At 64.5% G+C, this 24605-nt stretch carries 20 protein-coding genes, 1 tRNA gene and 2 pseudogenes; 16 read left to right on the top strand and 7 right to left on the bottom strand.

Features of this window, described 5'->3' with window-relative positions:
• Positions 1-258 precede the first annotated feature (258 nt).
• From LPJ38_RS28280 to LPJ38_RS28245, 8 genes are all read left to right on the top strand, one after another.
• Positions 259-3750 carry an indolepyruvate ferredoxin oxidoreductase family protein gene (locus LPJ38_RS28280; protein ID WP_145629839.1) on the top strand — a complete coding sequence of 1164 codons (3492 nt, stop codon included), beginning with the start codon at positions 259-261 and terminating at the stop codon, positions 3748-3750.
• A gap of 883 nt (positions 3751-4633) precedes the next feature.
• Positions 4634-5791, top strand: a complete 1158-nt coding sequence (locus LPJ38_RS28275; protein WP_145629840.1) for a thiolase domain-containing protein — start codon at positions 4634-4636, stop codon at positions 5789-5791.
• Positions 5791-6180 carry a Zn-ribbon domain-containing OB-fold protein gene (locus LPJ38_RS28270; protein WP_145629841.1) on the top strand — a complete coding sequence of 130 codons (390 nt, stop codon included), beginning with the start codon at positions 5791-5793 and terminating at the stop codon, positions 6178-6180. Before LPJ38_RS28275 ends, LPJ38_RS28270 begins: the two co-directional genes overlap by 1 nt.
• A 146-nt stretch (positions 6181-6326) precedes the next feature.
• The gene (locus tag LPJ38_RS28265) at positions 6327-7187 is read left to right on the top strand and encodes a MaoC/PaaZ C-terminal domain-containing protein (RefSeq protein WP_145629842.1); all 861 of its coding nucleotides are present in this window, start codon (positions 6327-6329) and stop codon (positions 7185-7187) included.
• A 160-nt stretch (positions 7188-7347) separates the two neighbouring features.
• Entirely contained in the window at positions 7348-8226 is an 879-nt protein-coding gene (locus LPJ38_RS28260) for an SDR family oxidoreductase (RefSeq protein WP_145629843.1), read from the top strand.
• 106 nt (positions 8227-8332) lie between these two features.
• Positions 8333-9286, top strand: coding sequence for a dihydrodipicolinate synthase family protein (locus LPJ38_RS28255; protein ID WP_145629844.1), 954 nt, complete (start codon positions 8333-8335; stop codon positions 9284-9286).
• A 4-nt stretch (positions 9287-9290) separates the two neighbouring features.
• Positions 9291-10085 (top strand): NUDIX hydrolase, encoded by a 795-nt coding sequence (locus tag LPJ38_RS28250; RefSeq protein ID WP_145629845.1) that lies wholly within the window; start codon positions 9291-9293, stop codon positions 10083-10085.
• 200 nt (positions 10086-10285) lie between these two features.
• Positions 10286-12973 (top strand): PAS domain S-box protein, encoded by a 2688-nt coding sequence (locus LPJ38_RS28245; protein WP_145629846.1) that lies wholly within the window; start codon positions 10286-10288, stop codon positions 12971-12973.
• Here LPJ38_RS28245 and LPJ38_RS28240 read toward each other — a convergent pair whose 3' ends face one another.
• Together LPJ38_RS28240 and LPJ38_RS28235 are read right to left on the bottom strand one after the other, a co-directional pair.
• Positions 12974-13324 (bottom strand): GrlR family regulatory protein, encoded by a 351-nt coding sequence (locus LPJ38_RS28240; RefSeq protein ID WP_167520316.1) that lies wholly within the window; start codon positions 13322-13324, stop codon positions 12974-12976. It lies immediately after the preceding gene.
• A 253-nt stretch (positions 13325-13577) separates the two neighbouring features.
• Positions 13578-13964 (bottom strand): VOC family protein, encoded by a 387-nt coding sequence (locus LPJ38_RS28235; RefSeq protein WP_145629848.1) that lies wholly within the window; start codon positions 13962-13964, stop codon positions 13578-13580.
• A gap of 172 nt (positions 13965-14136) precedes the next feature.
• Here LPJ38_RS28235 and LPJ38_RS28230 point away from each other — a divergent pair, with 172 nt between their 5' ends.
• The 3 genes from LPJ38_RS28230 (at position 14137) to LPJ38_RS28220 (ending at position 15624) form a co-directional block, all read left to right on the top strand.
• Positions 14137-14709: a hypothetical protein gene (locus tag LPJ38_RS28230; RefSeq protein ID WP_145629849.1), complete on the top strand. Its 573-nt coding sequence runs from the start codon at positions 14137-14139 to the stop codon at positions 14707-14709.
• 160 nt (positions 14710-14869) lie between these two features.
• The gene (locus LPJ38_RS28225; RefSeq protein ID WP_145629850.1) at positions 14870-15397 is read left to right on the top strand and encodes a hypothetical protein; all 528 of its coding nucleotides are present in this window, start codon (positions 14870-14872) and stop codon (positions 15395-15397) included.
• A 150-nt stretch (positions 15398-15547) separates the two neighbouring features.
• A tRNA-Arg gene (locus LPJ38_RS28220) sits at positions 15548-15624 on the top strand.
• Between the two features lie 65 nt (positions 15625-15689).
• Here LPJ38_RS28220 and LPJ38_RS28215 read toward each other — a convergent pair.
• Both LPJ38_RS28215 and LPJ38_RS28210 read right to left on the bottom strand, forming a co-directional pair.
• Positions 15690-16655 carry an AraC family transcriptional regulator gene (locus LPJ38_RS28215; protein WP_167520296.1) on the bottom strand — a complete coding sequence of 322 codons (966 nt, stop codon included), beginning with the start codon at positions 16653-16655 and terminating at the stop codon, positions 15690-15692.
• A 439-nt stretch (positions 16656-17094) separates the two neighbouring features.
• Positions 17095-17373 (bottom strand): hypothetical protein, encoded by a 279-nt coding sequence (locus LPJ38_RS28210; protein ID WP_145629851.1) that lies wholly within the window; start codon positions 17371-17373, stop codon positions 17095-17097.
• A gap of 292 nt (positions 17374-17665) precedes the next feature.
• Here LPJ38_RS28210 and LPJ38_RS28205 point away from each other — a divergent pair.
• Positions 17666-18126 (top strand): annotated as a pseudogene (locus LPJ38_RS28205) (host attachment protein).
• A gap of 27 nt (positions 18127-18153) precedes the next feature.
• Here the strand turns inward: LPJ38_RS28205 and LPJ38_RS28200 are convergent.
• Positions 18154-18411: a hypothetical protein gene (locus tag LPJ38_RS28200; protein ID WP_145629852.1), complete on the bottom strand. Its 258-nt coding sequence runs from the start codon at positions 18409-18411 to the stop codon at positions 18154-18156.
• A gap of 300 nt (positions 18412-18711) precedes the next feature.
• Between LPJ38_RS28200 and LPJ38_RS28195 the strand changes: the two genes are divergently transcribed.
• The 3 genes and pseudogenes from LPJ38_RS28195 (at position 18712) to LPJ38_RS38340 (ending at position 20795) form a co-directional block, all read left to right on the top strand.
• Positions 18712-19158 (top strand): hypothetical protein, encoded by a 447-nt coding sequence (locus LPJ38_RS28195; RefSeq protein ID WP_145629853.1) that lies wholly within the window; start codon positions 18712-18714, stop codon positions 19156-19158.
• A 91-nt stretch (positions 19159-19249) separates the two neighbouring features.
• Entirely contained in the window at positions 19250-20122 is an 873-nt protein-coding gene (locus LPJ38_RS28190; RefSeq protein WP_145629854.1) for a DMT family transporter, read from the top strand.
• 84 nt (positions 20123-20206) lie between these two features.
• Positions 20207-20795: pseudogene (locus LPJ38_RS38340) on the top strand (hypothetical protein).
• Positions 20796-20851: 56 nt separating this feature from the next.
• Here LPJ38_RS38340 and LPJ38_RS28180 read toward each other — a convergent pair.
• Together LPJ38_RS28180 and LPJ38_RS28175 are read right to left on the bottom strand one after the other, a co-directional pair.
• On the bottom strand, positions 20852-21142 hold the full coding sequence (locus tag LPJ38_RS28180; RefSeq protein WP_167520297.1) for a histone: 291 nt from the start codon (positions 21140-21142) through the stop codon (positions 20852-20854).
• Between the two features lie 66 nt (positions 21143-21208).
• Positions 21209-22600 carry a cryptochrome/photolyase family protein gene (locus tag LPJ38_RS28175; RefSeq protein ID WP_231088680.1) on the bottom strand — a complete coding sequence of 464 codons (1392 nt, stop codon included), beginning with the start codon at positions 22598-22600 and terminating at the stop codon, positions 21209-21211.
• Between the two features lie 165 nt (positions 22601-22765).
• On the opposite strand from LPJ38_RS28175, the gene LPJ38_RS28170 reads away from it, so the two are divergent.
• Positions 22766-24496 carry a methyl-accepting chemotaxis protein gene (locus LPJ38_RS28170; RefSeq protein WP_145629856.1) on the top strand — a complete coding sequence of 577 codons (1731 nt, stop codon included), beginning with the start codon at positions 22766-22768 and terminating at the stop codon, positions 24494-24496.
• Positions 24497-24605: the final 109 nt, after the last annotated feature.

Raw genomic sequence — 24605 nt, 5'->3', positions numbered from 1 at the left:
CGACCTGACCCGCGTGATCGGAGCGTCGATTCATTTCGCGACGGCCGGGGTATCGTGACACAAATTGAAAATGCGTAGGCTGTTTCTGGCCACGAAATTGCGATTTTTACCCGGCGCTCCCTTTGGTCCAGAATTGTGATGCGGAGCGTTAAATATCCGACATAGAGTGGCGCAGGTGGTCGGCGCGCCCTAGCTAAAAACAACGGGCAGGCAACGGCTTAAGGCAAGACCTGAACAGGGCGTTGGAAAGAGGACAGCATGGGCATCAACCAGGGTCCGATCAGTCTCGATCAGAAATACACCCAGGAAACCGGACACGTCTTCACCACGGGCATCCAGGCTCTGGTCCGTCTACCCATGGCCCAGATCCGGCGTGACCGCGCCAACGGCCTCAACACCGCGGGCTTCATCTCCGGCTATCGCGGTTCGCCGCTCGGCGGCTACGACCAGCAGCTCTTCGCCGCCCGTAAGCACCTCGAGCAGTACAACATCAAGTTCCAGCCCGGCGTGAACGAGGATCTGGCCGCGACCGCGGTCTGGGGCTCGCAGCAGCTCAACCTCTCGCCCGGTGCCAAATATGATGGCGTCGTCGGCATCTGGTACGGCAAGGGCCCCGGCGTCGACCGCTGCGGCGACGTGTTCCGTCACGGCAATGCCGCGGGCTCGGCCAAGAACGGCGGCGTGCTCTGCCTTGCCGGCGACGACCACGGCGCGAAATCCTCCACCGTTCCGCATCAGTCCGACCACGCCTTCATGTCGGCGCTGATGCCTTATCTCTATCCATCCAGCATCCACGAGATGATCGAGATGGGCCTGCTCGGCATCGCGATGTCGCGCTATTCCGGCTGCTGGGTCGGCATGAAGGTGATCACGGAGACGGTGGAGACCACCGCCGAGATCGATCTCACCGACGAGATGAAGCCCTTCATCATTCCCGCCGATTTCGAGCTGCCGCCCGGCGGCCTCAATTTGCGCTGGCCCGACGACCGCTTCGAGCAGGATCGTCGCCTGCAGGACTACAAGGGCTTTGCCGCCATTGCCTTTGCGCGCGCCAACAAGGTCAATCGCGTCACCATGGATTCGCCGAACGCCCGCTTCGGCATCATGGCGTCCGGCAAGAGCTATGAGGACGTGCGGCAAGCACTGCGCGAACTCGGCATCACCGAGGAGGTCGCCGCCAAGATCGGCCTTCGCCTCTACAAGATCGGCATGCCCTGGCCGCTGGAGCCGGAAGGCGTGCATGAATTCGCCGTCGGCCTGGAGGAGATCTTCATCGTCGAGGAGCGCCGCGAGATCGTCGAGAACCAGGTCAAGCAGGTGCTGTTCAACTGGCGCGACGACGTCCGCCCGCGCATCGTCGGCAAGATGGACGAGCACGACAAGCGCTTCCTGACCTTCGCCGCCGAGCTCAGCGTCGCCTCGCTCGCGACCTCACTCACCGAACGGCTGCTTCGACTCAATCTCAACCCCGAGATCGCGGAGATGCTCCGCGTCAAGGCCGACTGGTTCAACGGCCGCCAGGCGACCCAGATGCAGGCGGTCGCACCTGTCTCCCGCACCCCTTATTTCTGCTCCGGCTGTCCCCACAACACCTCCACGAAGGTCCCCGAGGGCAGCCGCGCGCTCGCCGGCATCGGCTGCCATTTCATGGCGCTGTGGATGGATCGCTCGACCGAGACGTTCACGCATATGGGCGGCGAGGGCGTGCCCTGGGTCGGCATCGCGCCCTTCACCAACGAGAACCATATCTTCGCCAATCTCGGCGACGGCACCTATTTCCATTCCGGCATTCTCGCCATCCGCCAGGCGGTGGCGTCCAAGGCCAACATCACCTACAAGATCCTCTACAACGACGCCGTTGCCATGACCGGCGGCCAGCGTCATGACGGCGATCTCTCGCCGCAGCAGATCACCCATCAGCTCCACGCCGAAGGCATCCGCGAGATCTATCTGGTCTCCGAAGCGCCCGACGCCTATCCGGCCGAGACCATCGCGCCCGGCGTGAAGCTCTATCACCGCGACGAACTGCAGAACGTCATGAAGATGTGCCGCGAGTTCAAGGGCACCTCGGCGATCGTGTTCGTGCAGACCTGCGCCGCCGAGAAGCGCCGCCGCCGCAAGCGCGGCCTGATGGAGGATCCGGCGCGCCGCGTCATGATCAACCCGGCGGTCTGCGAAGGCTGCGGCGACTGCTCGGTGCAGTCGAACTGCATCTCGGTCGAGCCGCTGGAGACCGAGTTCGGCCGCAAGCGCGCCATCAACCAGTCGTCCTGCAACAAGGATTATTCCTGCCTGAAGGGCTTCTGCCCATCCTTCGTCACCGTGGACGGCGGCAAGCCGCGCCACCGTGCGCCGGCCAATCTCTCCGACATCGGCGAGCTGCCGGAGCCTGCGTCGCGCCCGACCCTCGACAAGCCCTATAACATCGCCGTCGGCGGCGTCGGCGGTACTGGCGTTCTCACCATCGGCGCGCTGCTCGGCATGGCCGCACACATCGAGGGCAAGGCCTCGATGATCCTCGACATGTCGGGCCTGGCGCAAAAGGGGGGAGCGGTGCTCAGCCATGTCCGCCTGTCCGATCATCCGGCGGAAGTGACCTGCTCGCGCATCGTCACCGGCACGGCCGATCTCGTGCTCGCCGCCGATGAGGTCGTCGCAGTCGCCAAGGATACGATCACGCTTTGCGATAGCAGCCGCACCCGCGGCATCATCAACAGCCACGTCATTCCGACCGCCGACTTCGTGCTCAACCGGGACTTCAACTTCCAGACCCGCAAGCTGAACGGGCTCCTGGAGACGGCGCTGCACAAGGACTCCGTGTTCTTCGACTTCACCAAGCCGGCCGAGCAACTGCTGGGCGACAGCATCGCCACCAACATGATGATGATGGGCTATGCCTATCAGAAGGGCTTGTTCCCGCTGTCGGCGGAAGCAATCGAGCAGGCGATCGAGGTCAACGGCGTCTCGATCAAGATGAACAAGGAAGCCTTCCGCCTCGGCCGCCTTGCCGTCGCCGATCCCAAGCGTCTCGCCGACATGCTGAAGGGGACGGATGAGGTGGTCGCGCCGAAGGCGCTGGATGCCATGACGCTGGATGAGGTCATCGAGCATCGCGCCAAGCATTTGACCCTCTACCAGAACAACCGCCTCGCCAAGCGTTATCGCAAGCTGGTCGACCAAGTTCGTGACGCCGCGGTGAAGGGCGGCTATGGCGAGGCGCTGCCGCGCGCGGTCGCCGTGAACTATGCCAAGCTGCTTGCTTACAAGGACGAGTACGAAGTCGCGCGCCTCTATACCGACGGCGCCTTCGAGCAGCAGCTCCGCGATCAGTTCGAGGGCGACTTCAAGTTCAACTTCAACCTGGCACCGCCGATCCTCAGCCGAGGCGTTGATGCGCTGGGCCGGCCGAAGAAGCGCGCCTTCGGCCCATGGATGCTGAACGTCTTCCGCGTGCTGGCCAAGTTCAAATTCCTGCGCGGTACCCCGCTCGACATCTTCGGCCGCAGCGCCGACCGCAAGCTCGAGCGCGACCTGATCGCCGGCTACGAGAAGGACGTCGCGACCGTGCTCAGCCTCTTGTCGCCGGTGACGATCGACACCGCGGTGGAATTGCTGTCGCTCCCTGACCGCATCCGCGGCTACGGCCCGGTGAAGGAGAAGGCGGTGTACGACGCCAAGGCCCGCTACGCCCAGCTCGCCGCGGACCTCGCGAACCCGCCGCCCGCGCCACGGCAGATCGCCGCGGAGTAGGCGGTCCCGTAGGGCGGGCAAAGGCGCAAAGCGCCGTGCCCACCATCTCACCAGGATGGCACCAGAAGACGTGGGCACGCTTCCGCTTTGCCCACCCTACGACATCAACCCTGCGCACCACCCCTTGTGTTATCCGTCGGGCAAAACACCGACGTGGTGGGTCAATCCGCGCGCGCAAAAATATTCCACTTTACCGAAATTCGGAATTGTCGCATCCCTCCGCCACCTCATCCCACTCAGAGGGGCGTATCGCGATCGTCACGGAACGCGGGGTGAGCGGCGGTGGACGCGGGCTGCGTCGCGCGGGCGATTGTCTCGTGCACGACGGGCGCGGTCTCGCGTACGGCAAAATCGTGTGGTCCTGACGCCCGGGGTCTGTGCGTCAAGTCTTGCGATTTATCGCAAGGCGACGGGGGCAATAGTGCATCGCTCCCCGAGGAGAGCGCGGCATAAGCCGTAAAGCCACTGCGCAGGGAAGGCCGGATGTTTGGCCGCACCTGTATGCCGCTGTGCAACTGTTCTTCGCGCAATTCGCGCACAGCGGACCGTGGGTGCCCAGCCGGCACCCGGTCTTCCCTGCGCCCCCTGTTCCTGAGGGAGGCAAGACGGACGCAAAGCTCGGGCAGGAATTGCCGCGAGGATGCGAAGCTGTGTCTGCGCGTTGGAGGCCGTAGGATGGGTAGAGCACTTGCGAAACCCATCACATTTCAGCATGCGAACGCGAGTTGATGGGTTTCACTTCGCTCTACCCATCCTACGAGAGCATCCCCACTTGCGCCAATCCGCTGCCCTCTCGCGCGGCGGAATATTTCCGCGCTTGCCAATCAGGCCCTCGCGGTTCAGAAAAACGGAGCCATAAGAAACGCGAGCGGAGACCTCTGTTTTGACCATCAAGGGCAAGGCCTACATTGCCGGGATCTACGAACACCCGACCCGGCATGCGCCGGACAAATCCACCGCCCAGCTCCACGCCGAGGTCGCCAAGGGTGCGATCGAGGACGCCGGGATCAGCAAGGACGATGTCGACGGCTATTTCTGCGCGGGCGATGCGCCCGGCGGTGCCTGGCCGATGGTCGATTATCTCGGACTGAACACCAAGAAGCTCCGCCACGTCGATTCCACCGAGACCGGCGGCTGTTCCTACATCATCCATCTCGGCCACGCCGCTGAAGCGATCGCCGCGGGCAAGTGCTCGATCGCCCTGATTACGCTCGCGGGCAAGCCGCGCACCGGCGTGATGCCGCCGCGCGCGGCCGGTGCCGAGGCGGATTTCGAATCCGCCTACGGGGCGACCACGCACAATGCCTATGGCATGTGTGCCATGCGCCATATGCACGACTACGGCACCACCTCCGAGCAACTCGCCTGGATCAAGGTCGCAGCGTCGCATCACGCGCAGTACAATCCGCATGCGATGCTCAAGGACGTCGTCACCGTCGAGGACGTGCTGAATTCGCCGATGATCTCCGATCCCCTGCATCGCATGGATTGCTGCGTCGTCTCCGACGGCGGCGGCGCGCTGATCGTGACGACGCCGGAGATCGCCAAGAACCTGAAGAAGCCGCTTGTGCGCCTGATCGGCCATGGCGAGGCGATGAAGGGCCCGCGCGGTGGCAAGGATCTCGATCTCACTTACTCCGCCGGAATCTGGTCCGGCCCGCGTGCGTTCGAGGAAGCCGGCATCACGCCGAAGGACATCAAATACGCCTCGATCTATGACAGCTTCACCATCACCGTGTTGATGCAGCTGGAAGACCTCGGCTTCTGCAAGAAGGGTGAGGGCGGCAAGTTCGTTGCCGACGGCAATCTGATCTCGGGCGTCGGCAAGCTGCCGTTCAACACCGATGGCGGCGGCCTCTGCAGCAACCATCCCGTCAACCGCGGCGGCATGACCAAGATCATCGAGGCGGTCAGGCAATTGCGCGGCGAGGCGCATCCGAAGGTGCAGGTCAAGAATTGCGATCTCGCCATCGCCCACGGCACCGGCGGCCTCCTTGGCGTCCGCCACGCTGCCTCGACGGCCATTCTGGAGCGCGTGTGATGAGCGAAGCAAAGAAATATCCGGCACCGGTCACGAACCCCGAGACCGCCGCGTTCTGGGATGCGGCGAAAGAGGGCAAGTTCATGATCAAGCGCTGCACGGCCTGCGGCGAAGCGCATTACTTCCCGCGCTCGATCTGTCCGTTCTGCTACTCCGACAAGACGGTCTGGGAGGAGGCCTCGGGCGAGGGAACGATCTACACGTACAGCCTGATGCGGAAGTCGCCGACCGGCCCCTACGCCATCGGCTACGTCACGCTGAAGGAAGGGCCGTCGGTGCAGACCAATTTCGTCGACTGCGATCTGGAGAAACTGAAGATCGGCCAGAAGGTGAAGGTGGTGTTCAAGCCGACCGACGGCGCCCCGCTGCCGTTCTTCACGCCGGCCTAGGCAAGGTCCTCATCCTGAGGAGCTTGCGAAGCAAGCGTCTCGAAGGATGGCCACGACAAAGAAACGTTTCGGGCATCCTCATGGTTCGAGACGGCGCAAAAGCGCCTCCTCACCATGAGGATGAGAACCAGAGGAAACAAACAAAAATGTCCGCCAGATACGAAGAGCTCAAAGGCCTGAAGAACATCGGCCAGAAATATGCCTACACCGATCGCGAGGTCATGCTCTACGCCTACGGCATCGGCCTCGGCGCCGATCCCATGGACGAGAAGGAGCTCGCCTTCGTCAACGAGGGCACGTTCACGCCGCGGCCGCTGAAGGTGGTGCCGACCTTCGCCTCCGTCGCCGCCTGGGGCTCGGGACCGGGCGAGATGAACCTCAACCGCGTCATGGTGGTCGATGGCGAGCGCGACATCACCTTTCACCAGCCGCTGCCGGTGGCCGCGCACATCACGGCCGATTCCTCCGTGCTCGAGGTCTACGACAAGGGCAAGGACAAGGGCGCCGTCATCGTTCATCAGACCGTGCTGAAGAACGAGAAGGGCGAGAAGCTGGCAACGCTGGTCGCCTCGCGCTTCGCGCGCGGCGACGGCGGCTTCGGCGGACCGAGCCTGACCCAGCCCGACGCGCACAAGATCCCCGCGCGCGCGCCCGATAAGACCATCGACATCACGACGCGCCCCGACCAGGCGCTGGTCTATCGCCTCTGCGGCGACCGCAACCCGCTGCATTCCGATCCGGAGTTTGCGAAGAAGGCCGGCTTCCCGAGGCCGATCCTGCACGGCATGTGCACCTACGGCATCACCTGCCGCGGCGTGCTCCAGACCTATGCCGACTACGATGCCTCCGCCTTCCGCCAGCACGTCGCAAGGTTCTCGTCACCGGTCTATCCCGGCGAGACCGTGACCATGGACCTGTGGAAGGACGGCAACGTGATCTCGTTCGAGGCCAAGGTGAAATCGCGCGGCGTCACCGTGATCAAGAACGGCAAGACGGTGTTGGGTTAGCACCCTCTCGTGCCCCGGACGCAGCGCAGCGCTCCTTCAGCGATGCGCTGCAGAGCCGGGGCCCAGAGTGCCCGACCAGAGCTGGGTCCCGGCTCTGCGAGGCAGCGTTTCACGCTGCATCGCGTCCGGGACACGAAAGCAAAAACAGGGAGACGCCACCATGGGACTACTCGACGGCAAGGTTGCGCTGATCACCGGTGCGGGCGGGGGGCTCGGTGAGGCCTACGCAAAGCTGTTCGCGCGGGAAGGGGCCTCCGTCGTCGTCAACGACCTCGGCGGGCCCCGTGACGGCTCCGGCGCCGACAAGTCCATGGCGCAGCAGGTGGTGGACGCGATCACGGCGGAGGGGGGCAAGGCGGTCGCCAATGGCGCCGACATCTCCACCATGGAAGGCGGCCAGTCGGTGTTCGACGACGCCATCAAGCATTTCGGCCGCGCCGACATCCTCGTCAACAATGCCGGCATCCTCCGCGACCAGACCTTCGCCAAAGCCTCCGAGGCCGACTGGGACAAGGTGATCAAGGTGCATCTGAAAGGCACCTTTTGTTGCACCCTGCCGGTGTTTCGCTGGATGCGGGAAAATGGCGGCGGCGTCATCGTCAACACCTCCTCGACATCAGGCCTGATCGGCAATTTCGGCCAGACCAACTATGGAGCTGCCAAGGGGGGCATCTGGGGCCTGTCCAACGTGCTGGCGATCGAGGGCCGCAAGTACAACATCCGGATCTGGACCCTGGCGCCGGGCGCCCTGACCCGCATGACCGCAGACCTGCCGCGCTATAAGGAGAACCCCGGTGCGGCGCTCGGGCCGGACGGCATCGCGCCGGCCGTGCTATACATGGTCAGCGATTTGTCGGGCGACCAGACCGGCAAGGTGCTGGGCGTGTCCGGGCCCCGCGGTGTGCGCGAGATGCGGATGATGGAGATGGAAGGCTGGAAACCGCCGCATTCGGGCTGGACGGCCCAGGACATTGTCGATCACGCCAAGGAGATCTTCTTCTCCGAGGAGCAGATCAAGATGAGGGCGCGGCGGTTTTAGCTCGATTTGTCGTTCCGGGGCACGCGAAGCGTGAACCCGGAACCTAGAGATTCCGGGTTCGATGCTGCGCATCGCCCCGGAATGACGAACAAGGGATGTTGCACTTATGAAACTCACCGCCGACGCCAAGGGCACCTTCGCAATCGCGCCGACGCCGTTCCACGACGACGGCCGGATCGACGAGCGCTCGATCGACCGCCTGACCGATTTTTATGAGGAGGTCGGCTGCGACGGCGTCACGGTGCTGGGCATCCTCGGCGAGGCGCCGAAGCTCGATGCCACCGAAGCCGAGCAGGTCGCGGTGCGCTACGTCAAGCGCGCCAAGAAGATGCAGGTGATCGTCGGCGTCTCCGCACCGGGCTTCGCCACCATGCGCTCGCTGGCCAAGGCCTCGATGGACGCAGGCGCCGCCGGCGTCATGATCGCGCCGCCGCCCTCGCTTCGCACCGACGACCAGATCATTGGTTATTTCAAGCAGGCGGCCGAGGCCATCGGGCCCGACATTCCCTGGGTGCTGCAGGACTATCCGCTGACGCTCTCGGTGATCTTCACGCCCGCCGTGATCCGCAAGATCGTCATGGACAATCCGAACTGCGTGATGCTCAAGCACGAGGATTGGCCGGGCCTGGAAAAGATCTCGACGCTGCGCGGCTTCCAGAAGGACGGCTCGCTCCGTCCGCTCTCGATCCTGTGCGGCAATGGCGGCACGTTCCTGGACTTCGAGATGGAGCGTGGTGCCGACGGCGCCATGACCGGCTATGCCTTCCCGGAGCTTCTGATCGACGTCGTGAACCTCTCCAAGGCCGGCAAGCGCGACGCTGCGCATGACATCTTCGACGCGCATTTGCCGCTGATCCGCTACGAGCAGCAGCCCGGCGTCGGCCTGACCGTGCGCAAATACGTGCTGCAGAAACGCGGCATCATCGCCTCCAGCGCGCAGCGCAAGCCCGGCGCGACGATGACCGCGGCGGCGAGAGCCGAGGTCGACTATCTCTTGTCGCGCGTCGCCCGTTTCGATAAGCGCGCCAATCTCGGCCCGCAATCCAGCGCCGCAGGTTAGTTGAATGGCCGAGACATCAGCATCACGCCCGGCCTCGACCATCCTCCTGCTCCGCGACGGTGCACAGGAAATGGAAGTCTTCATGATGGTCCGCCATCATCAGATCGAGTTCAACTCGGGCGCGCTGGTGTTTCCCGGCGGCAGTGTCGATGCCGGCGACAAGGAGCTCGTCGCCCGCACCGACCTCTATTCGGGCGGCGAGGCCTTGAGCGAATTGGATCGCGGCTTTCGGATCGCCGCGATCCGCGAGACTTTCGAGGAGAGCGGCATCCTGCTGGCGCGGTCGAAGGAGACCGGCCTGCCGGTCGACGCCAACCGTGCCGGCGAGATCGCGGACCGGCATCGCGTCGCCCTCAACGAGCACAAGATCAGTTTCCTGAAAATTCTCGATGACAACGGCCTCCAGCTCGCGCTCGACACGCTGCTCCCTTACGCGCACTGGATCACGCCGGAGGGCATGCCGAAGCGCTTCGACACCTGGTTCTTCCTCGCCGCCGCGCCACCCGATCAGCTCGGCGCGCATGATGGCCGCGAGTCCACCGATTCGATCTGGATCTCGCCGCGCGAGGCGGTGGAGGGCGGCGAGAGTGGCCGCTTCAAGCTGCCGTTCCCGACTACGCGCAATCTAATCCGGCTCGCCAAGCAGAACAGCCTGAACGCGGCGCTGGAGCATGCCCGCAGCCTTTCCATCGTCACGGTAATGCCGGTGATGACCAAGACCGAAACCGGCCGCCAGCTCCGCATTCCCCGCGAGGCCGGCTATGACGGCGAAGTGTTCGAGGTCGGGGCGCTCGGCTAGGATACTTCGATATTTGACGAAGTATGGCGGCCGCGGACGCGCTGGTTTCCGTCCATCGAATGGGCGGATGCATGGGGTAGACAACCGGATGGCGGCAGGCCACCGACAATTAACGATGTCGGGCGGTTCGAGGCATGTTCCCCCGGGGGTGCAATACGTCGTATATTGGGCCTCCCGTAGCCCGGTCCCCCAAAACACCAATGTCCGCCGAATCGACGCCGACCCCTGAGAAAAAGCGAACATTCTCGCTCTCCATCGGCCAGCTCACCTTCGGCAGCTTCCTGCTCGTGCTGGCGGTGATCATCGTCACCTCGACCGCGAGCGTGATCGCGATCCGCCATATCGACACGACCTTCGCCGAGCTGCAGCGGTTGCAGAGCGTCGGTGACCTCGCCGAAGACATCGACCGCCGCATGAACGAGCTGCGCCTTGCCGCGCGCGACTTCGTCACCGATCCCGGTGCCGGCATCCAGTTCCAGCAGGTCGGGGAGGCGGCCTCGACGCTGAGCGACATCCTCAAGAAGACCCGCATCGAACTCGCGCCCGAGCAGCAGGACATGCTCGACGGGGTCACCGAGCGGCTTTCGACCTACCGCACCGGCCTGGAGCGGATATCGACCCTGATCGATCGCCGCGCCCAGCTGCTCGCCGGCCTGCCGCCGCTGCGGGAGCGGTTCGACGCGGCTGTCGCCGGCACGGCGGACCGCGAGCTGGCTTCCCGCCTGTCCGAGGCGCAGAGCCGAATCGCGCTCGGCCTGCTTGCGCGCAACCCGTCCGCGGCCGAACAGGCGGCGGAGGGATTGCGTGCGATGGACATCGCCGATGCCAAGCTGAGGGCGGACGTCAACGATTACGCCGAGGCCATCATGGCGGTCGCCGTTCGCGAGCGGCAGATCGCCGACATCGACCGCGAGGTGCTGGGCACCGAGGGCCGGCTGATCGGCCGTGTCACCGAATTGCTGCGCGAGGTCAGTTCGCGCCGCGGCCACGTGCTGTCGCGCGATTTCGCCCGCACACTGACCGAGGCACGGTGGCAGAGCATCGTGCTCGGCACGGTCGGCGTGCTGATCGGCATCGGCGCGGCCCTGTTCGTGGTGCGCAGGACGGTCCGTCCGCTCGCCCAGATCGCGCGCTCCATTCGCGCGCTGGCCGCGGGTCAGAAGGACGCCTCGATCCCGTCCGCCGACCTCGGCAACGAGATCGGCGACATCGCGCGGGCGGCCGAAGTGTTCCGCCGCGCGCTCGAGGAGGCCGACACGGCGCGCGAGGCGGCGGTGCGGGCGCTCACCGAGCAGCGCCTGGCCGAAGAGAGCTACCGGAAACTGTTCGAAGGATCGGTCGACGGCATCTACGTGACGACGCCGGCCGGCGACCTCCTCAACGCCAATCCGGCTCTGGCGCGGATGATGGGTTATGACAGCCCGCAGCACCTCATCGACAGCATCAACGACATCGCGCACACGATCTACGTCCATCCCGAGGCCCGCGCCGAATATCAGCGGCTGATGGCGCGCGACGGCATGGTGCGCGAGTTCGAGTATCAGGTGCGCCAGCGCAGCGGCGACATCCTGTGGCTCTCCGACAGTGCCACGGGCGTGCGGGACGAGCAGGGCAACATCGTCCGCTACGAGGGCACGCTGCGCGACATCACCGATCAGAAGCGGGCCGAAGAGGCCATCGCCGAAGGCCGGCGCCTGCTCCAGCAGGTCATCGACACCGTGCCCGCGGTCATCAACGTCAAGGACCGTCATCTGCGCTACGTGCTGATGAACCGCTACATGGCCGGCATCTTCGGCATCGAACCTGGCGAGGCGCTTGGCCGCACCACGGCCGACCTGATGTCGCGCTACGGCGCAGCCAAGTCCGACGAGAGCGACAAGCGGGTGCTCAAGCTTCGAAAAGGTCTCGGCTTCTACGAGGAGGAGTACAAGGACGCCGCCGGCAACATGCGGCAATGGCTGGTCAACAAGCTGCCGCTGCTCGACGCCGAAGGCGAGATCGAGCGGATCGTCACGGTTGCGCTCGACATCGGCGAGCGCAAGCGCGGCGAGCAGGAGATGCGCAAGGCCAAGGAATCCGCCGAGACGGCGCTACGCAATCTGCGCGAGACCCAGGCCTCGCTGATCGAGGCGGAGAAGCTCGCTGCGCTCGGGCGCCTGGTCGCCGGCGTTGCGCACGAGGTCAACAATCCCGTTGGCATCAGCCTCACGGTCGCCTCCGCGCTGGAGCGCAAGACCGCGATGTTCACTTCCGAGGTCGAGCGCGGCGAGCTGCGTCGCTCCACCCTGAACGACTTCCTCAATACCAGCCGCGATGCGTCGTCGCAGCTGGTCTCCAATCTCAATCGCGCCGCCGAGCTGATTCAGTCGTTCAAGCAGGTTGCGGCCGACCGCAACTATTCGGACCAGCGCAGCTTCGACCTCGGCGACCTCACCGAGCAGGTGGTGATGAGTCTGCGGCCGGGCTTGCGCAAGCACAATCTGACGCTCAACGTCGAGTGCCAGCCGGATCTGACCATGAACAGCTATCCCGGCCCGTACGGTCAGGTGCTGACCAACCTGTTTCTCAATTCGGTGGCCCACGCCTTTCCGGACGGACGGCCGGGGACCATCGACATCCACGTCCGCGAGTCCGGCAAGGACAATGTCGAGATCATCTTCTCCGACAACGGCTGCGGCATGTCGCTCGACGTCCGTCGCCGCGCCTTCGATCCGTTTTTCACGACGCGGCGCGACCAGGGCGGCACTGGCCTTGGCCTGCACATTGTCTACAGCATCGTCACCAACCGGCTCGGCGGCCGGCTCGATCTCGATTCCGAGCCGGGCGGCGGCACGCGCATCCAGATGATCCTGCCGCGTGTGGCGCCGCTCGAACAGGCGGCGGAATAATCAATCTACCTCAGCGATCTTGCGCAGCGTCGCGCCGAAGATCTGGCTGGCCTTGCCGACCAGCGCCGTGCCGGTCATCTCCCCGCGCGTGTCCGTGAAGGTTCCACTGACGCCAATGCCGACCGGGGCGGGACCACCGAACAGCGGATTGTCGTCGCCCCGTGGCGAGGTGTGGCGCTGCACCAGCACTTCGCCCTTGAAGCTGCTGTCCTTCACCGTGTAGCTGCCGGTGTAATAGAGGTAGGCATCGCCGCCAAGAATCTTGCCGTCGCGGAACAGGATCACGCCGCTGCCCTTGCCGACTCGCCCATCGAGCAGGCTCACGTGAATTGAATAGAGGCCGTTTTTCATAACGTCCCACAGGCCGGCCGCCATCGCCCAATGGCGTAGCCGATCTTGCTTTTATGCCAAAGCACGTCCCCTGGCGCAACGCGGGAGTTTGGCGGGACGGCAGTCCTGCGACCGTGATCGTCCCGGGTTGTCTGTGACGCGGTCATGACGGCCGTTACGAGGCGAGGCCGATGCCATGAATCTCGCCCAAGACGAAGGCACTCCGGATGGCACTCCGGCCGAAGGGCCGATCCCTGGTGCCGCTCGCGCCGCTTTAGGTATATTTTTTGTCGCGCTCGAGCAGCTCGATGGAGATACCTTCGGGGCCGCGGATGAAGCAGATGCGCACGCCCGGCCTGATCGTGGTCGGCTCGCGCGTGAAGGTGACGCCCTTGGCCTTGATCTCGGCGGCGACGGCGTCGATGTCCTTCACCGTCAGCCCGAAATGGTCGAGGCCCTGATGCGGATGCGGAGGCGGCGGGCTAACCGCGCTGTCGCCCTCGAGCGGCGCGATGAAGATTTTCGCGCCGCCAAGGTTCACGTCGAGTCGTCCCGGCGCATGCACGATCTCGCCACCGAGGATGTCCCGCAGCCAGGCCGCCGTCGCCTCCGGATCCGGGCTGCGCAGATGGACGTGATCCCAAGTGACGACGATTGGCATTTCATTCTCCCAACGCGATCTTCGATGTTGCGGCGGATGTTAACGATCCCGGCCGGTGATCGCCACAGCCCTTGCCGATTCGCAACTGAAGGGAACCTTAGGTCGAGATCGGGATTAAGGTAAACGGTGGCCTGAGTCCGGACGTGCTCCGGCCGCCGTCGGTGATGAAACCATGAACGCGAGGCTTGGCCGGATCGGGTTGGGACGTTTCGCCGGGATCGGCGAGCGGCTGGCGCGGACCGTGACGATTGCGAGCGTGTCCTTTGGTCGGGGCCTGCTCTGGCTGCTGGCGGCGATCATTGTCGGTTGCGGCATCTGGTTGCTGCTACCGCTCTCCAAGGGCAATAGTGCCGAGCCGGGGAAGTCGGACCAGGCAGCCATCGAGACGGCTCCCTCGGACGATCCGGCAGCAGCGATCTCGCAAGTGTCCGAGGCTCAAACGCCTGCAATGGCCGAACTTGGCCGCCTCAGGATTTCATCGCAGACCTGGCGCCGCGGCGGCCTCGGCTCGAAGGCGCTGGTGACGTTCACGCTGCGAAACGACAATGACTATGCCGTAAAGGATGTCGAGATCGTCTGCGCGTTTACGCGACGCGACGGCAGCCATCTCACCGATCGAAGCCGTGTGCTGGCGGATTCCGTCAGCATGAAGAGCCGCAAGACCTATGCGCATGTCCCCATCGGTTTCGTCAACGTGAATGCCGACCAGGCCAAGTGTTCGCTGGTTGCAGCACGCCGCGCATGAAGCGCTGCATCCTCCGGTAGCGGAAAAGTTACCATGTACAGGTCTTGGCCAAAAACTTGGCGTTGCCATTTGAACCGAATGGCTGGAGCAGGAACCAACTAGAGTATCGCCTGTTAAGGCGAAAGGCCCACGCGGGGATGCGGGGGGCGGAGCGCGGCCAATGCCTATCTTTCGGTATTTCATCTTCGTCGGTGGAGCTTTGCTCGCACTGCTGTTCGCGGCGGATTTCATGCTGCCCACGGCACCCGTGGCGCAAGCCGTTGCGACCGCCGCCAACGACCAGCCGCTGATCCGGATCAGGTCCGATCGTCATTTGCCTGAGCGCGTGGTGCTCGATACCAGCCAGCCGACGATTGCCGCGCCCGCACTGAAGACTGCTTCTGTTGTGGCACCCCAGCCGCCCGCGGCGGATGACGCCTCGGCAGCTCTCGCCGAGGTGTCGGCAAAGGCGCGGGTGCGCGAGACGTTCGCCCAGTTCACGCCGGCCCCGAAGGCCGATGCCGCTGCGACGAAGAAGGCGGACGCCACCAAGCCGCAGGTTCAAGCGCAGGCCCAGCCTGCTCCGGCGCCGCAGGCGCAGCCGCCGAAGCGCAGGGTTGCCAGGGCACATCCGGTACCGCAACAGCAGGACCGGCCGATGATGATGGCGCAGCGCCCGCAGTTCGGCTTCTTCGGCAACACCTGGTAAGATCGGCCACGCCCAGCTTCGAAACGAGGCGGGGAGGGCTTTTTATTGGTCGGCCTCTCTGCTAATTCGAACCCATCCGAACGCCACCCAGAGTGCTGCTTGCCAGCAACGTCCGGTGCGTCTCGGTTGTGGCCCAATGCTGGGGTCAGGGCGCTCGTAGCTCAGCTGGATAGAGCATCGGATTTCGATTCCGAGGGTCGGAGGTTCGAATCCTTCCGAGCGCGCCACGCGTTGGGAATGTTCGATATTTGTTCCGTGCCGCGATGCGGTCCTCGTCGTGGGGCGTGAGCGGTCAGCTCGTCGGCAGGCGGATCTGTCGGCCCCGCGCCAGCGTTTCCGAAGGAGTCTCCTGGAAGGTCGCGCGGTAGGCGGCGGCGAACTCGCCGAGATGATGGAAGCCCTGGGCGCGGGCGCATGTGGCAACGGTGGCGCCGCCGCCCTTGAGCAGACGGGCGCGGGTCGCCCACAGCCTCTTGAGGCGGATGTACTGGTGCAGGCTCATGCCGCGCACCTTGCTCACGGCACCGCCGAGCGTGCGGATCGAGACGCCAAACTCGCTGGCGAGATCGGCCGTATAGATAGGAGCGGTCGGATGGGCTGCGACGTAATCGTCGATCCGCTGAATGAGTTTGATCGATCGCTCGCCGCGGACGGAGGTGCTCCGATCCGATTGGGGATCGATCCGAAACAAATCATCGAGCGCGAGCAGCAGGCCTTCCTGGAGATGGGCGGCGACCTCGGTGGTCTCGAACAGGAGCGGCTGCGCCGATGCGGTGCGCAGGATGTCGAGCAGCAATTGACGCGCGTGAAGCAGGGCCGGCCGGTTCGCGACCCTGGCTCGCAAATCGTCGCCGCGATCGAACCAGCCCCGGTCTCTCAGGGCGGGCGAGAGGATGATCATCGCGTGATGATTGGTCTGGGGTTCGACGTAATGACATTCGTCGTTGCCGCGGAGGGCAACGAAGAAGCGGGCATCGACATCCGCGCCCTTGAAATTGGCCCGTAGGTCGTCGGCCATCGGCAGGATCACCATTCCGCCCGGCATCCGATAGGCCGCGTCGAGGATGCGCGCGAACGACCTCATCACGACGATGCGGCATGCAGGCAGGGAGACGACGGCGCGCACAGCCGCGAAATTCGCAACGTCGAGCGGAATGCTTCTCGCATCTTCCATCGTCTCGATCGGCCGAAATGCGTCCACGTCGGCAAAGCCGATCAGTTGAAGCGCGGAGGACGGGGCGAGGGCGTCGAACAACATTGCGTCTGGCCGCCTGTGCAACAATCAAATGAACTCGTATATCGCCATCAATGGCGAAACATCATGCTTCAGTAAATCGGAATTCGTGCCGTAGTATTGCGGACATCATGCCATGGGCGCGGCAAATCAATGCCACCGTCAACGTTCTCGGCTCATCGGCTGGCGGGAGGCGAGATCGATCGATGCAGGCGCGTGCATGCAGGACAGGGCGCAAGGCTGCGGCCCTCAGGCGTTCGCTCCTTCTCCAGATGTGTTTGCACGTTCATGCCCGTCCGAGGGCATCGGAAAAACGATGAAATCCGCCATCTCCGTACAATGGCGGGAGTGGCGGCTTTCATCTTTGATCTAGATCAGTTTTCGAATTGCTCGAGGCCTGGCCAGCAATCGCACGGCCCATGATCTTGCAAAAGCGAAGGGGCCCCAAGGGCCCCTTCAGACGTCACCAGCGGCGATAGCCGTGATAGCCATAATAGCGCGGGCCGTAATAGCGCGGCGGCCCATAATACCGGGGACCGTAATATGGCCGCGGCCTGTAGTACCCATAATAGTTCGGGCGCCACGAGCACTGTCCCCAGGCGTTGCAGACCATGCGGACCTGCTCGACGCCGGAGACTTGCGGCGTCGCAGGCGCTGGCGCGATGGGCATGGCGGACGCGGCCGGCGACGCCACGACGGCACCGAACAGGGATGCGGCGACGAGGCCAATTCTAAGGTTCATGATGTCTTCCTCCGCTGACGCGATACAGAATATCGAAGTTGTTCTGATCAAATTGTGGCGGAGCTCAAATGTAATGCTGATGAACGAATCTTCAGCGAGCCCGGCTGCAGGCGTGATCCCAACGAGATCCGACGCGCGTCCGACCAATGTCGCGTTTGCGCCGGCTGCTGACGGCACGACATCGCCGCATCCTTGATCCCGCGCAATTCGTCGATGTCGGCAAGTCACTACTCTTGCCGCAGCCTGTCGAGCAATGCGGAGGGCAGGCTTACAGGACGCTTGGAGCTGCGCAATGGACAAGGTGAGAATTGAAAAGGGTGATTGGCTGGTCGTGTGCGACGGGCGCAAGGCGCTGATTCTAGAAAACGTCGGCGACGAGATGTTTCCAAACCTGCACATCGGGGAGGTGCACGAGCAGCCCAATCCCTCGACCGGCGCGCAAGGCAGCGATGCGCCGGGCCGGTTACATGGGGCGTCGGGTGGGGTGCGCAGTTTGGTCGAGCAGACCGATTGGCATGACGAAGCCGAGCGGTCCTTCCTGCGGGGCTTGGCCGGCCGGCTCGATGCCGCCGTCAGCGCCGGCGAGACCTCGGCCCTGACCATGGTGGCCTCACCGCGCGCGCTCGGCATGATCCGCGCCGACTATTCCGATGTCGTGCGCAAGGCGCTGCAGGGCGAGGTCGGCAAGGACCTGGTCAAGCTGCCGGTTACGAGATCGAGAAACAATTGCTGTTGTCGAGCGCTGCGAAATAGCAACGCCCGCGGAAGGACGCGCAGCGCTCAGTAGCAGGGGTGCCGGCGGCGGTCCTGGCCGATATAGGCGGCCGCACTGCGGTAACAGTGGTTCGTCGACGGGCCGTCGTAATAGGCGAAAGTGCCGGGGGTGATGCCGGGTCCGTAATTGTGCAGATAGCTGATCGGGTAGGGCAGCGGGTTGGTGTAGGAGCGGTGGTACCGGTGACGCGCCTCTGCGAGGCCTGGGGCCAGGATTGCAACCGTCAGGGCCGCAGCGGCGGCTACAAGCGTCAACTTGCTCATTCTCGATTCTCCGGAACCCGCTCGAATAGGTCAGCGATTATAGCAATTTCGGGCGGCCGGGCATCGGTCACAAGGCCCGAAATCAGGGCCGATCCCGCAGATTTCCGGGTGGGTGTGACAGAATTGCCGGGCGTACGGTTGAAACCTGCCCATTTTTGGCCTTTTCCGGATGCTTAACGAATTCCCCACACAAGTATGACCAAACAGTATTCGCTTAAGAATCTTCCCCCCGGCTCCAAGGGACCGTTTTCGGGTCCTCGAGGTCGGTCCATTCCTAAAGGCTTTCGCCGCCACGTCGCCATGCGCATCACGCTTCTGAGCCTGCTGTTGCTCTGCTTAGCCGCCGCCACGCCAGCGCGTGCCGAGCTGCACATCACCCGCGACCACGGCGGTTATGTCGAGGAGTACAAGGCCAAATACAAGCGCGTCCGCGAGAAGGGCGAGCGCGTCATCATCGACGGCATCTGCAATTCGGCCTGCACCCTCGTGCTCGGCATCGTGCCGATGAACAAGATCTGCGTGACGCCGCGGGCCAGCCTCGGCTTCCACCAGGCCTATTACGACAAGGCCTTCACCTTCGGCATCAAGGTCACCAGCGCCGAGGGCACCTCCGACCTCATGTCCTATTATCCTGACAAGGTGAAGGATTGGATCCGCCGCAATGGCGGGCTCACCACCGACATGAAAAAGATCAAGAACGGGGTCGAGCTCTGGAAGATCGTCGATCCCTGCCCGGAAGAGTGGTGAGCGGCTGAGCTGAGCCGCCGTCGCAGCGCAGCATTATCCCAGGCGAAATTCGCATTGCCGCAACCGTGCCCGTCGGGCAAGGAGGGCGGCAATGAACCATAATCAAGAAGCCCTGACCGCTCGCCTCGCGCCGATCCTGTTCGTCCTGCTTTGGAGCACCGGATTCATCGGCACCAAATACGTCGTCGACAATGCCGATCCTTTGACCTATCTCGCCATCCGCATGGCGATCGTGGTCGGCCTGATGGCGATCATCGCTGGCATTGCGCGGCCGAAATGGCCTGACGGCATCGGCATTGCGCACAGCGCGGCCGCAGGCATCCTGGTCCACGGCTTCTATCTCGGCGGCACCGCGATCGCGATCGCGCATTCGATTCCCGCGGGCCTTTCCGCGCTGATTCCGGGCCTGCAACCGATCCTGACCTCGACCATTGCGAATCGTTGGCTCGGCGAGAGGGTGACGCCGCTGCAATGGGCCGGCCTCGTGCTCGGGCTCGGCGGCGTCGTGCTGATCCTGCACAACCGTCCGATGACGGGCGAGGCCGGGCTCGGCTGGCTGGCCTCGGTGGTCTCGCTGATCAGCATCACGCTCGGCACGCTCTACCAGCGCCGCTACTGCAACCAGATCGACTGGCGCGCCGGCAATCTCGTGCAATATGTCGCTGTCACCATCTTCTTCACGATCGGAGCCTTCCTGTTCGAAGACCGCGTGGTGCACTGGACGCGGGAATTCGTGCTCGCGCTCGCCTGGCTCGCCGTGGCGCTTTCGATCGGATCGATCGGGCTATTGTACTGGCTGATCCGCCACGCCGCGGCAACTTCGGTCGCGAGCCTGTTCTACCTGGTGCCGGCCGTGACGGCCCTGATGGCGTATCTCCTGTTCGGCGAAAAGCTGGACGCAGTTGCCATTGCCGGCATGGCGCTGTGTGCAGCGGCGGTCTTCGTGGTCAATCGGCGCTCTTAACAGCGCGCACAGCCCTGACGTGTGTTCACCGTTCCGTGCTAGGGTGGAGCATTCGAGCCCATTTCTTTTCAGCGCGGGATGTCCATGAAATCGGCGAGACGTGCATTGCTCCACCGGTCGATGAAGCCCGTCCGGATTGCCTGCATCAATTATGCAGAGGAGATGATGAGCGAGCGGATGATGGGAAGGCTCACCGCAGCGCTGCAGAAATGCTACGACAAGCACTTCCTCCCGGTCTGGGGCTATCCCGTCGATCTCGACGTCATCCGCAAGCCGAAGCCCACCGATTGGCACCTGGTCTATTTCGACGACGCCACGCACGAGAATTTCCTCGGACGGCACGAGCTGACGCATCGGGGACAGCCGATCTCGAAGAGGAGGCGTTCATCGTCGACGGCTTCCGATGTCGAACTTCGTCTACCCGTCCTGGTTCGAGCCGTTCGAACATCCCGAAGGCACCAAGTTCGATCACATGGGGTCGCTGACGGCGCCGTTCACGATGACCGAGGGCGGCTATGTGATCAAGAAGGTCAACGGCAGGCGGGTGATCAAGCAGTTCGGCTCAGCGGAAAAGCGGAAGCGATTCCACGCAGAGGACCGGCGCGGCCATCGCAGCGAATTCCGCGATCCCAAGGGCCAGCATCATCCGGGCCGGCGCGCCGCCAAACGGTGAGATAGGGCGCCGTCTCCGGGCGCGTCCGCGCGCGGAGACGGCCGTAAGCGTTACGTTCAGCGCTTGGCCTTCTTGGCCTTCTTCGACTTGGTGGCTTTCCTGGCGGCCTTCTTCGCAGTCTTTTTCGCGGCTTTCTTTGGCGACTTCTTTGCGGCCTTCTTCGTCGTCTTCTTGGCTGCCTTCTTGGCTTTCTTCTTGGCCGCCTTCTTCGGCGCTACTTTCTTGGCGACCTTCTTGGCTGCCTTCTTCACCTGCTTGACGGCGGTGACTGCGGCGTCCTTGGTCGCTTCCACGGCGTTGGTGATCGTGTCCATCGCCTGCTCGGTGATCGGCTTCTCGTCGTCCATGTCGTCCCCCATTGTTTGAACGGAGTGACGACGATAGCCGGTTTCGAAATTGTGTCAAAGCGACGCTCAACCTTTGCGGATATTCGCGTAGGCGGCGAGCGCGCGCTCGCGTCCCCTGGCATGATCGACAATGGGCTGCGGATAAGTCTTGCCAAGCGTGAGGCCTGCACCCGCAAGCTCGATCGGCGTCGCCCGCCACGGCTGGTGGATCAGCTTCGCCGGAAGGTCCTTCAGCTCCGGCACCCAGCGCCGGACGTAGGTTCCATCCGGATCGAACTTCTCGCCCTGGAGCTGCGGATTGAACACGCGGAAATAGGGGGCGGCGTCGGCGCCGCAGCCGGCGACCCATTGCCAATTGACGGGATTGCTGCCGGCGTCCGCATCGACCAGCGTGTCCCAGAACCAGGCTTCGCCCTCGCGCCAGTCGATCAGGAGCTGCTTGACGAGGAACGAGGCCACCACCATCCGCACCCGGTTGTGCATCACACCGGTGTGCCAGAGCTCGCGCAGGCCGGCATCGACGATGGGATAGCCGGTGCGGCCGCGCCGCCAGGCAGCGAGCGCCTTCTTGTCGGGCTTCCAGGGGAAGCCATCGAAGTTCCGTTGCAGATTCTGGGTGGCGAGGTCGGGGTGGTCGTAGAGGAGGTGGCGGCAGAATTCGCGCCAGCCGAGCTCGGTCAGGAATTTCTCGACCCCATGGCCGAGTGCCGGATCTTCCGCCGCGGCGAAGCGCGCGGCGTGCCAGACCTGGCGCGGGCTGAGCTCGCCGAAGCGCAGATGCGGCGATAGCCGTGAGGTGCCGTCCCGGTCCGGGCGATCGCGGTCGCCGACATAGAGGCGCGCGGTGCGCTCGAGGAAGTCGCGCAGGCGCGCGCGGGCGGCGGCTTCGCCGGGCGTCCAGTTCTCCCGTAGGCCGCCCGCCCAATCCGGCTTGAGCGGCTCGAGCTTCCAGCTCTCCAGTCGATCGCTGGCGATCTTTGCTGGCGGGCGCAGCTCCTTCGGTACGGGCAGGGGCTTTGGCGGATCACCCAGCGCCAGCACACGCCGCCAGAACGGTGTGAACACGCGCAGGCCCCGGCCTTCCTTGTTGCGGATCGCCAGGGGCGGGACGAGCAGATCGCCGGGAAAACTTTGCGAGTCCGTTCCAAGCTTTGCCAGCGCCGCTTCGAGCTGTCGTTCAACCGCTTGATGCGGCGCCTGCGCAATCGCGTTCCAGTGGACGGCGCGGGCGCCACACTCTCGCACGACTTCGGGAATCACCCTGGCTGCCGATCCCCTGCGCAGGATTAGCGAACCGCCGCGCGCGGCGATCTCGGCCCCGAGCGCCCGCAGGGACTGCGCCAGCCACCAGCGCGCCGCCCCACCCGGCGCTCGCCCTGTCGTCTCGTCCAGCACATAGAGGCAAAGCACCGGCGATCCGGACCTGGCGGCGGCATGGAGGGCGGGATGGTCGGACAGGCGGAGATCATCGCGGAACCAGACGATGATGGGCGGCGCGCTCGGCGTAGTCAGGCCCTCGTTTACCAATTGGAAACCATGTCGCGTCCGGCGATGCGAACCGTCGTTAATGCGACCGTAAGCGGATTGCACGATTATGCAGGAATTACGGGGGTCATTCCATTCATGTCAAAGCTTCTCACCGGGAAGTTCCTGCCGCAGTTCAAGCTCGGCACCAAGGCGGTCCTATGTGCCGTGCTGCTGATCGCCGTGAATACGGCGCTCGTGGTCGGCGTCGGCTATTGGTCGCTGACATCAGCCTTCAATGATCGCGCGCTCCGCGACATCGAGGTCAACCTGCGCACATTGGCGCTGGCGTTCGCCGAGACCGTTCCGGACGTCAAGGTCACGATGAAGGATGGCGCGGTCCAGCGCGCCGAAATTCCCAAGATGCCCGATCTCAAGGATCACGCCATCGTTGATCGGGCGGTGTCCTATGTCGGCGGCAACGCCACCCTGTTCGTGTTCGACGAGGCGAGCGGGCAGTTCGTGCGCCGCTCGACCAACGTGAAAAAGGAAAATGGCGATCGCGCCGTCGGCACCCAACTGGCCGCCGATCACCCGGGACAGGCGCCGCTGCGGCGCGGCGAGGCCTATAAGGGCCCGGCCACGCTGTTCGGCAAGACGTTCATGACCGCCTATTTCCCGATCGTGGACGCGGCCGGCAAGGTCACCGGCATCCTCTATGTCGGCATCCCCATGGCCCAGTTCGAGAGCATGCTGGCCCACGCCATCGAGAGCATGGCGATTGCGGCGGGACTGGCCGGGCTTCTGGTTCTGGTGCTGACGCTCTTGGTCGTCCGTCGCGTCACCCGGCCGCTCACCTCGGTCACGCGCTCGCTGACGGCGCTTGCCAACGGCCAGAGCGACGTCGAGATCGAGTGCGAGGACCGCGCCGACGAGATCGGCGAGATCGCCCGCACCGTCGCGGTGTTCCGGAGCAATTCGCAGGAGCGGGCGCGCCTGCGCAGCGAACAGGCGGCGGCAACGAGTGCCGCGGCCGAGCAGCGCAAGGCGGAGCTGCGCAGCTTCGTTGACGAGTTCCGCGGCAGTGTCGGCGGCATTCTCGACAAGGTCCTCGCATCGTCAAGCGAGTTCGAGCGCACCGCGCGGCAACTCACCGACACCGCGCGCTCCACGGCCGATCTGTCGGCGCAGTCGGCCGGAGCTTCCGAAAGCGCCTCCGAGCACGTGCGATCGGCAGCATCGGCTTCCGACGAGCTGTCCCAGTCGATCGCCGAGATCACCCGCCGGGTGCAGGAATCGAACGAGATCTCCGCCGAAGCGGTGCGGCAGGCCGAGGCCACCGATCAGCGCATCGCGCAGCTCTCGGAAGCCGGCGCGCGTATCGGCGACGTCGTCAAGCTGATCACCTCGATCGCGGAGCAGACCAACCTGCTGGCGCTCAACGCCACCATCGAGGCCGCGCGTGCGGGCGATGCCGGCCGCGGCTTCGCGGTGGTCGCCCAGGAGGTCAAGACGCTCGCTGGCCAGACTGCGAAGGCGACCGACGAGATCTCGAACCAGATCGAGAGCATGCAGCTCGCGACCGAGGAATCGGTCGCCGCCATCAAGGCGATCGGCCAGACCATCGAGCGCATCAGCGGCATCGCGGGCTCGATCTCGGCCGCGGTCGAGCAGCAGAAGAGCGCGACCCACAACATCGTGGCCAGCGTTCGTGCGGCTGTGTCGGGCACGGCCGACGTCGCCGTCAATGTTCGCCACGCCGCCAAGGGGGCCAGCGAGACCGGCGAGACCTCGAGCCGGATGTTCGCTTCCGCCCAGGCGCTCTCGGGCGAGAGCCTACATCTCAAGGCCGAGGTCGACGGCTTCCTCGACCGCGTGCACGCGGCTTGATCACTAGGGTCATTCCGGGGCGGTCCGAAGGACCGAACTCCGGTGCGCAATCGCGCACCGGAGAATCTCGAGATCCCGGGTTCGCGCTTCGCGCGCCCCGGGATGACTT

Origin of the sequence: Bradyrhizobium daqingense (genome assembly GCF_021044685.1) — a bacterium.
Lineage (GTDB): Bacteria > Pseudomonadota > Alphaproteobacteria > Rhizobiales > Xanthobacteraceae > Bradyrhizobium > Bradyrhizobium daqingense.
The sequence above is the reverse complement of the archived record's forward strand: the minus strand, read 5'-3'. Positions and strand labels throughout refer to the sequence as shown.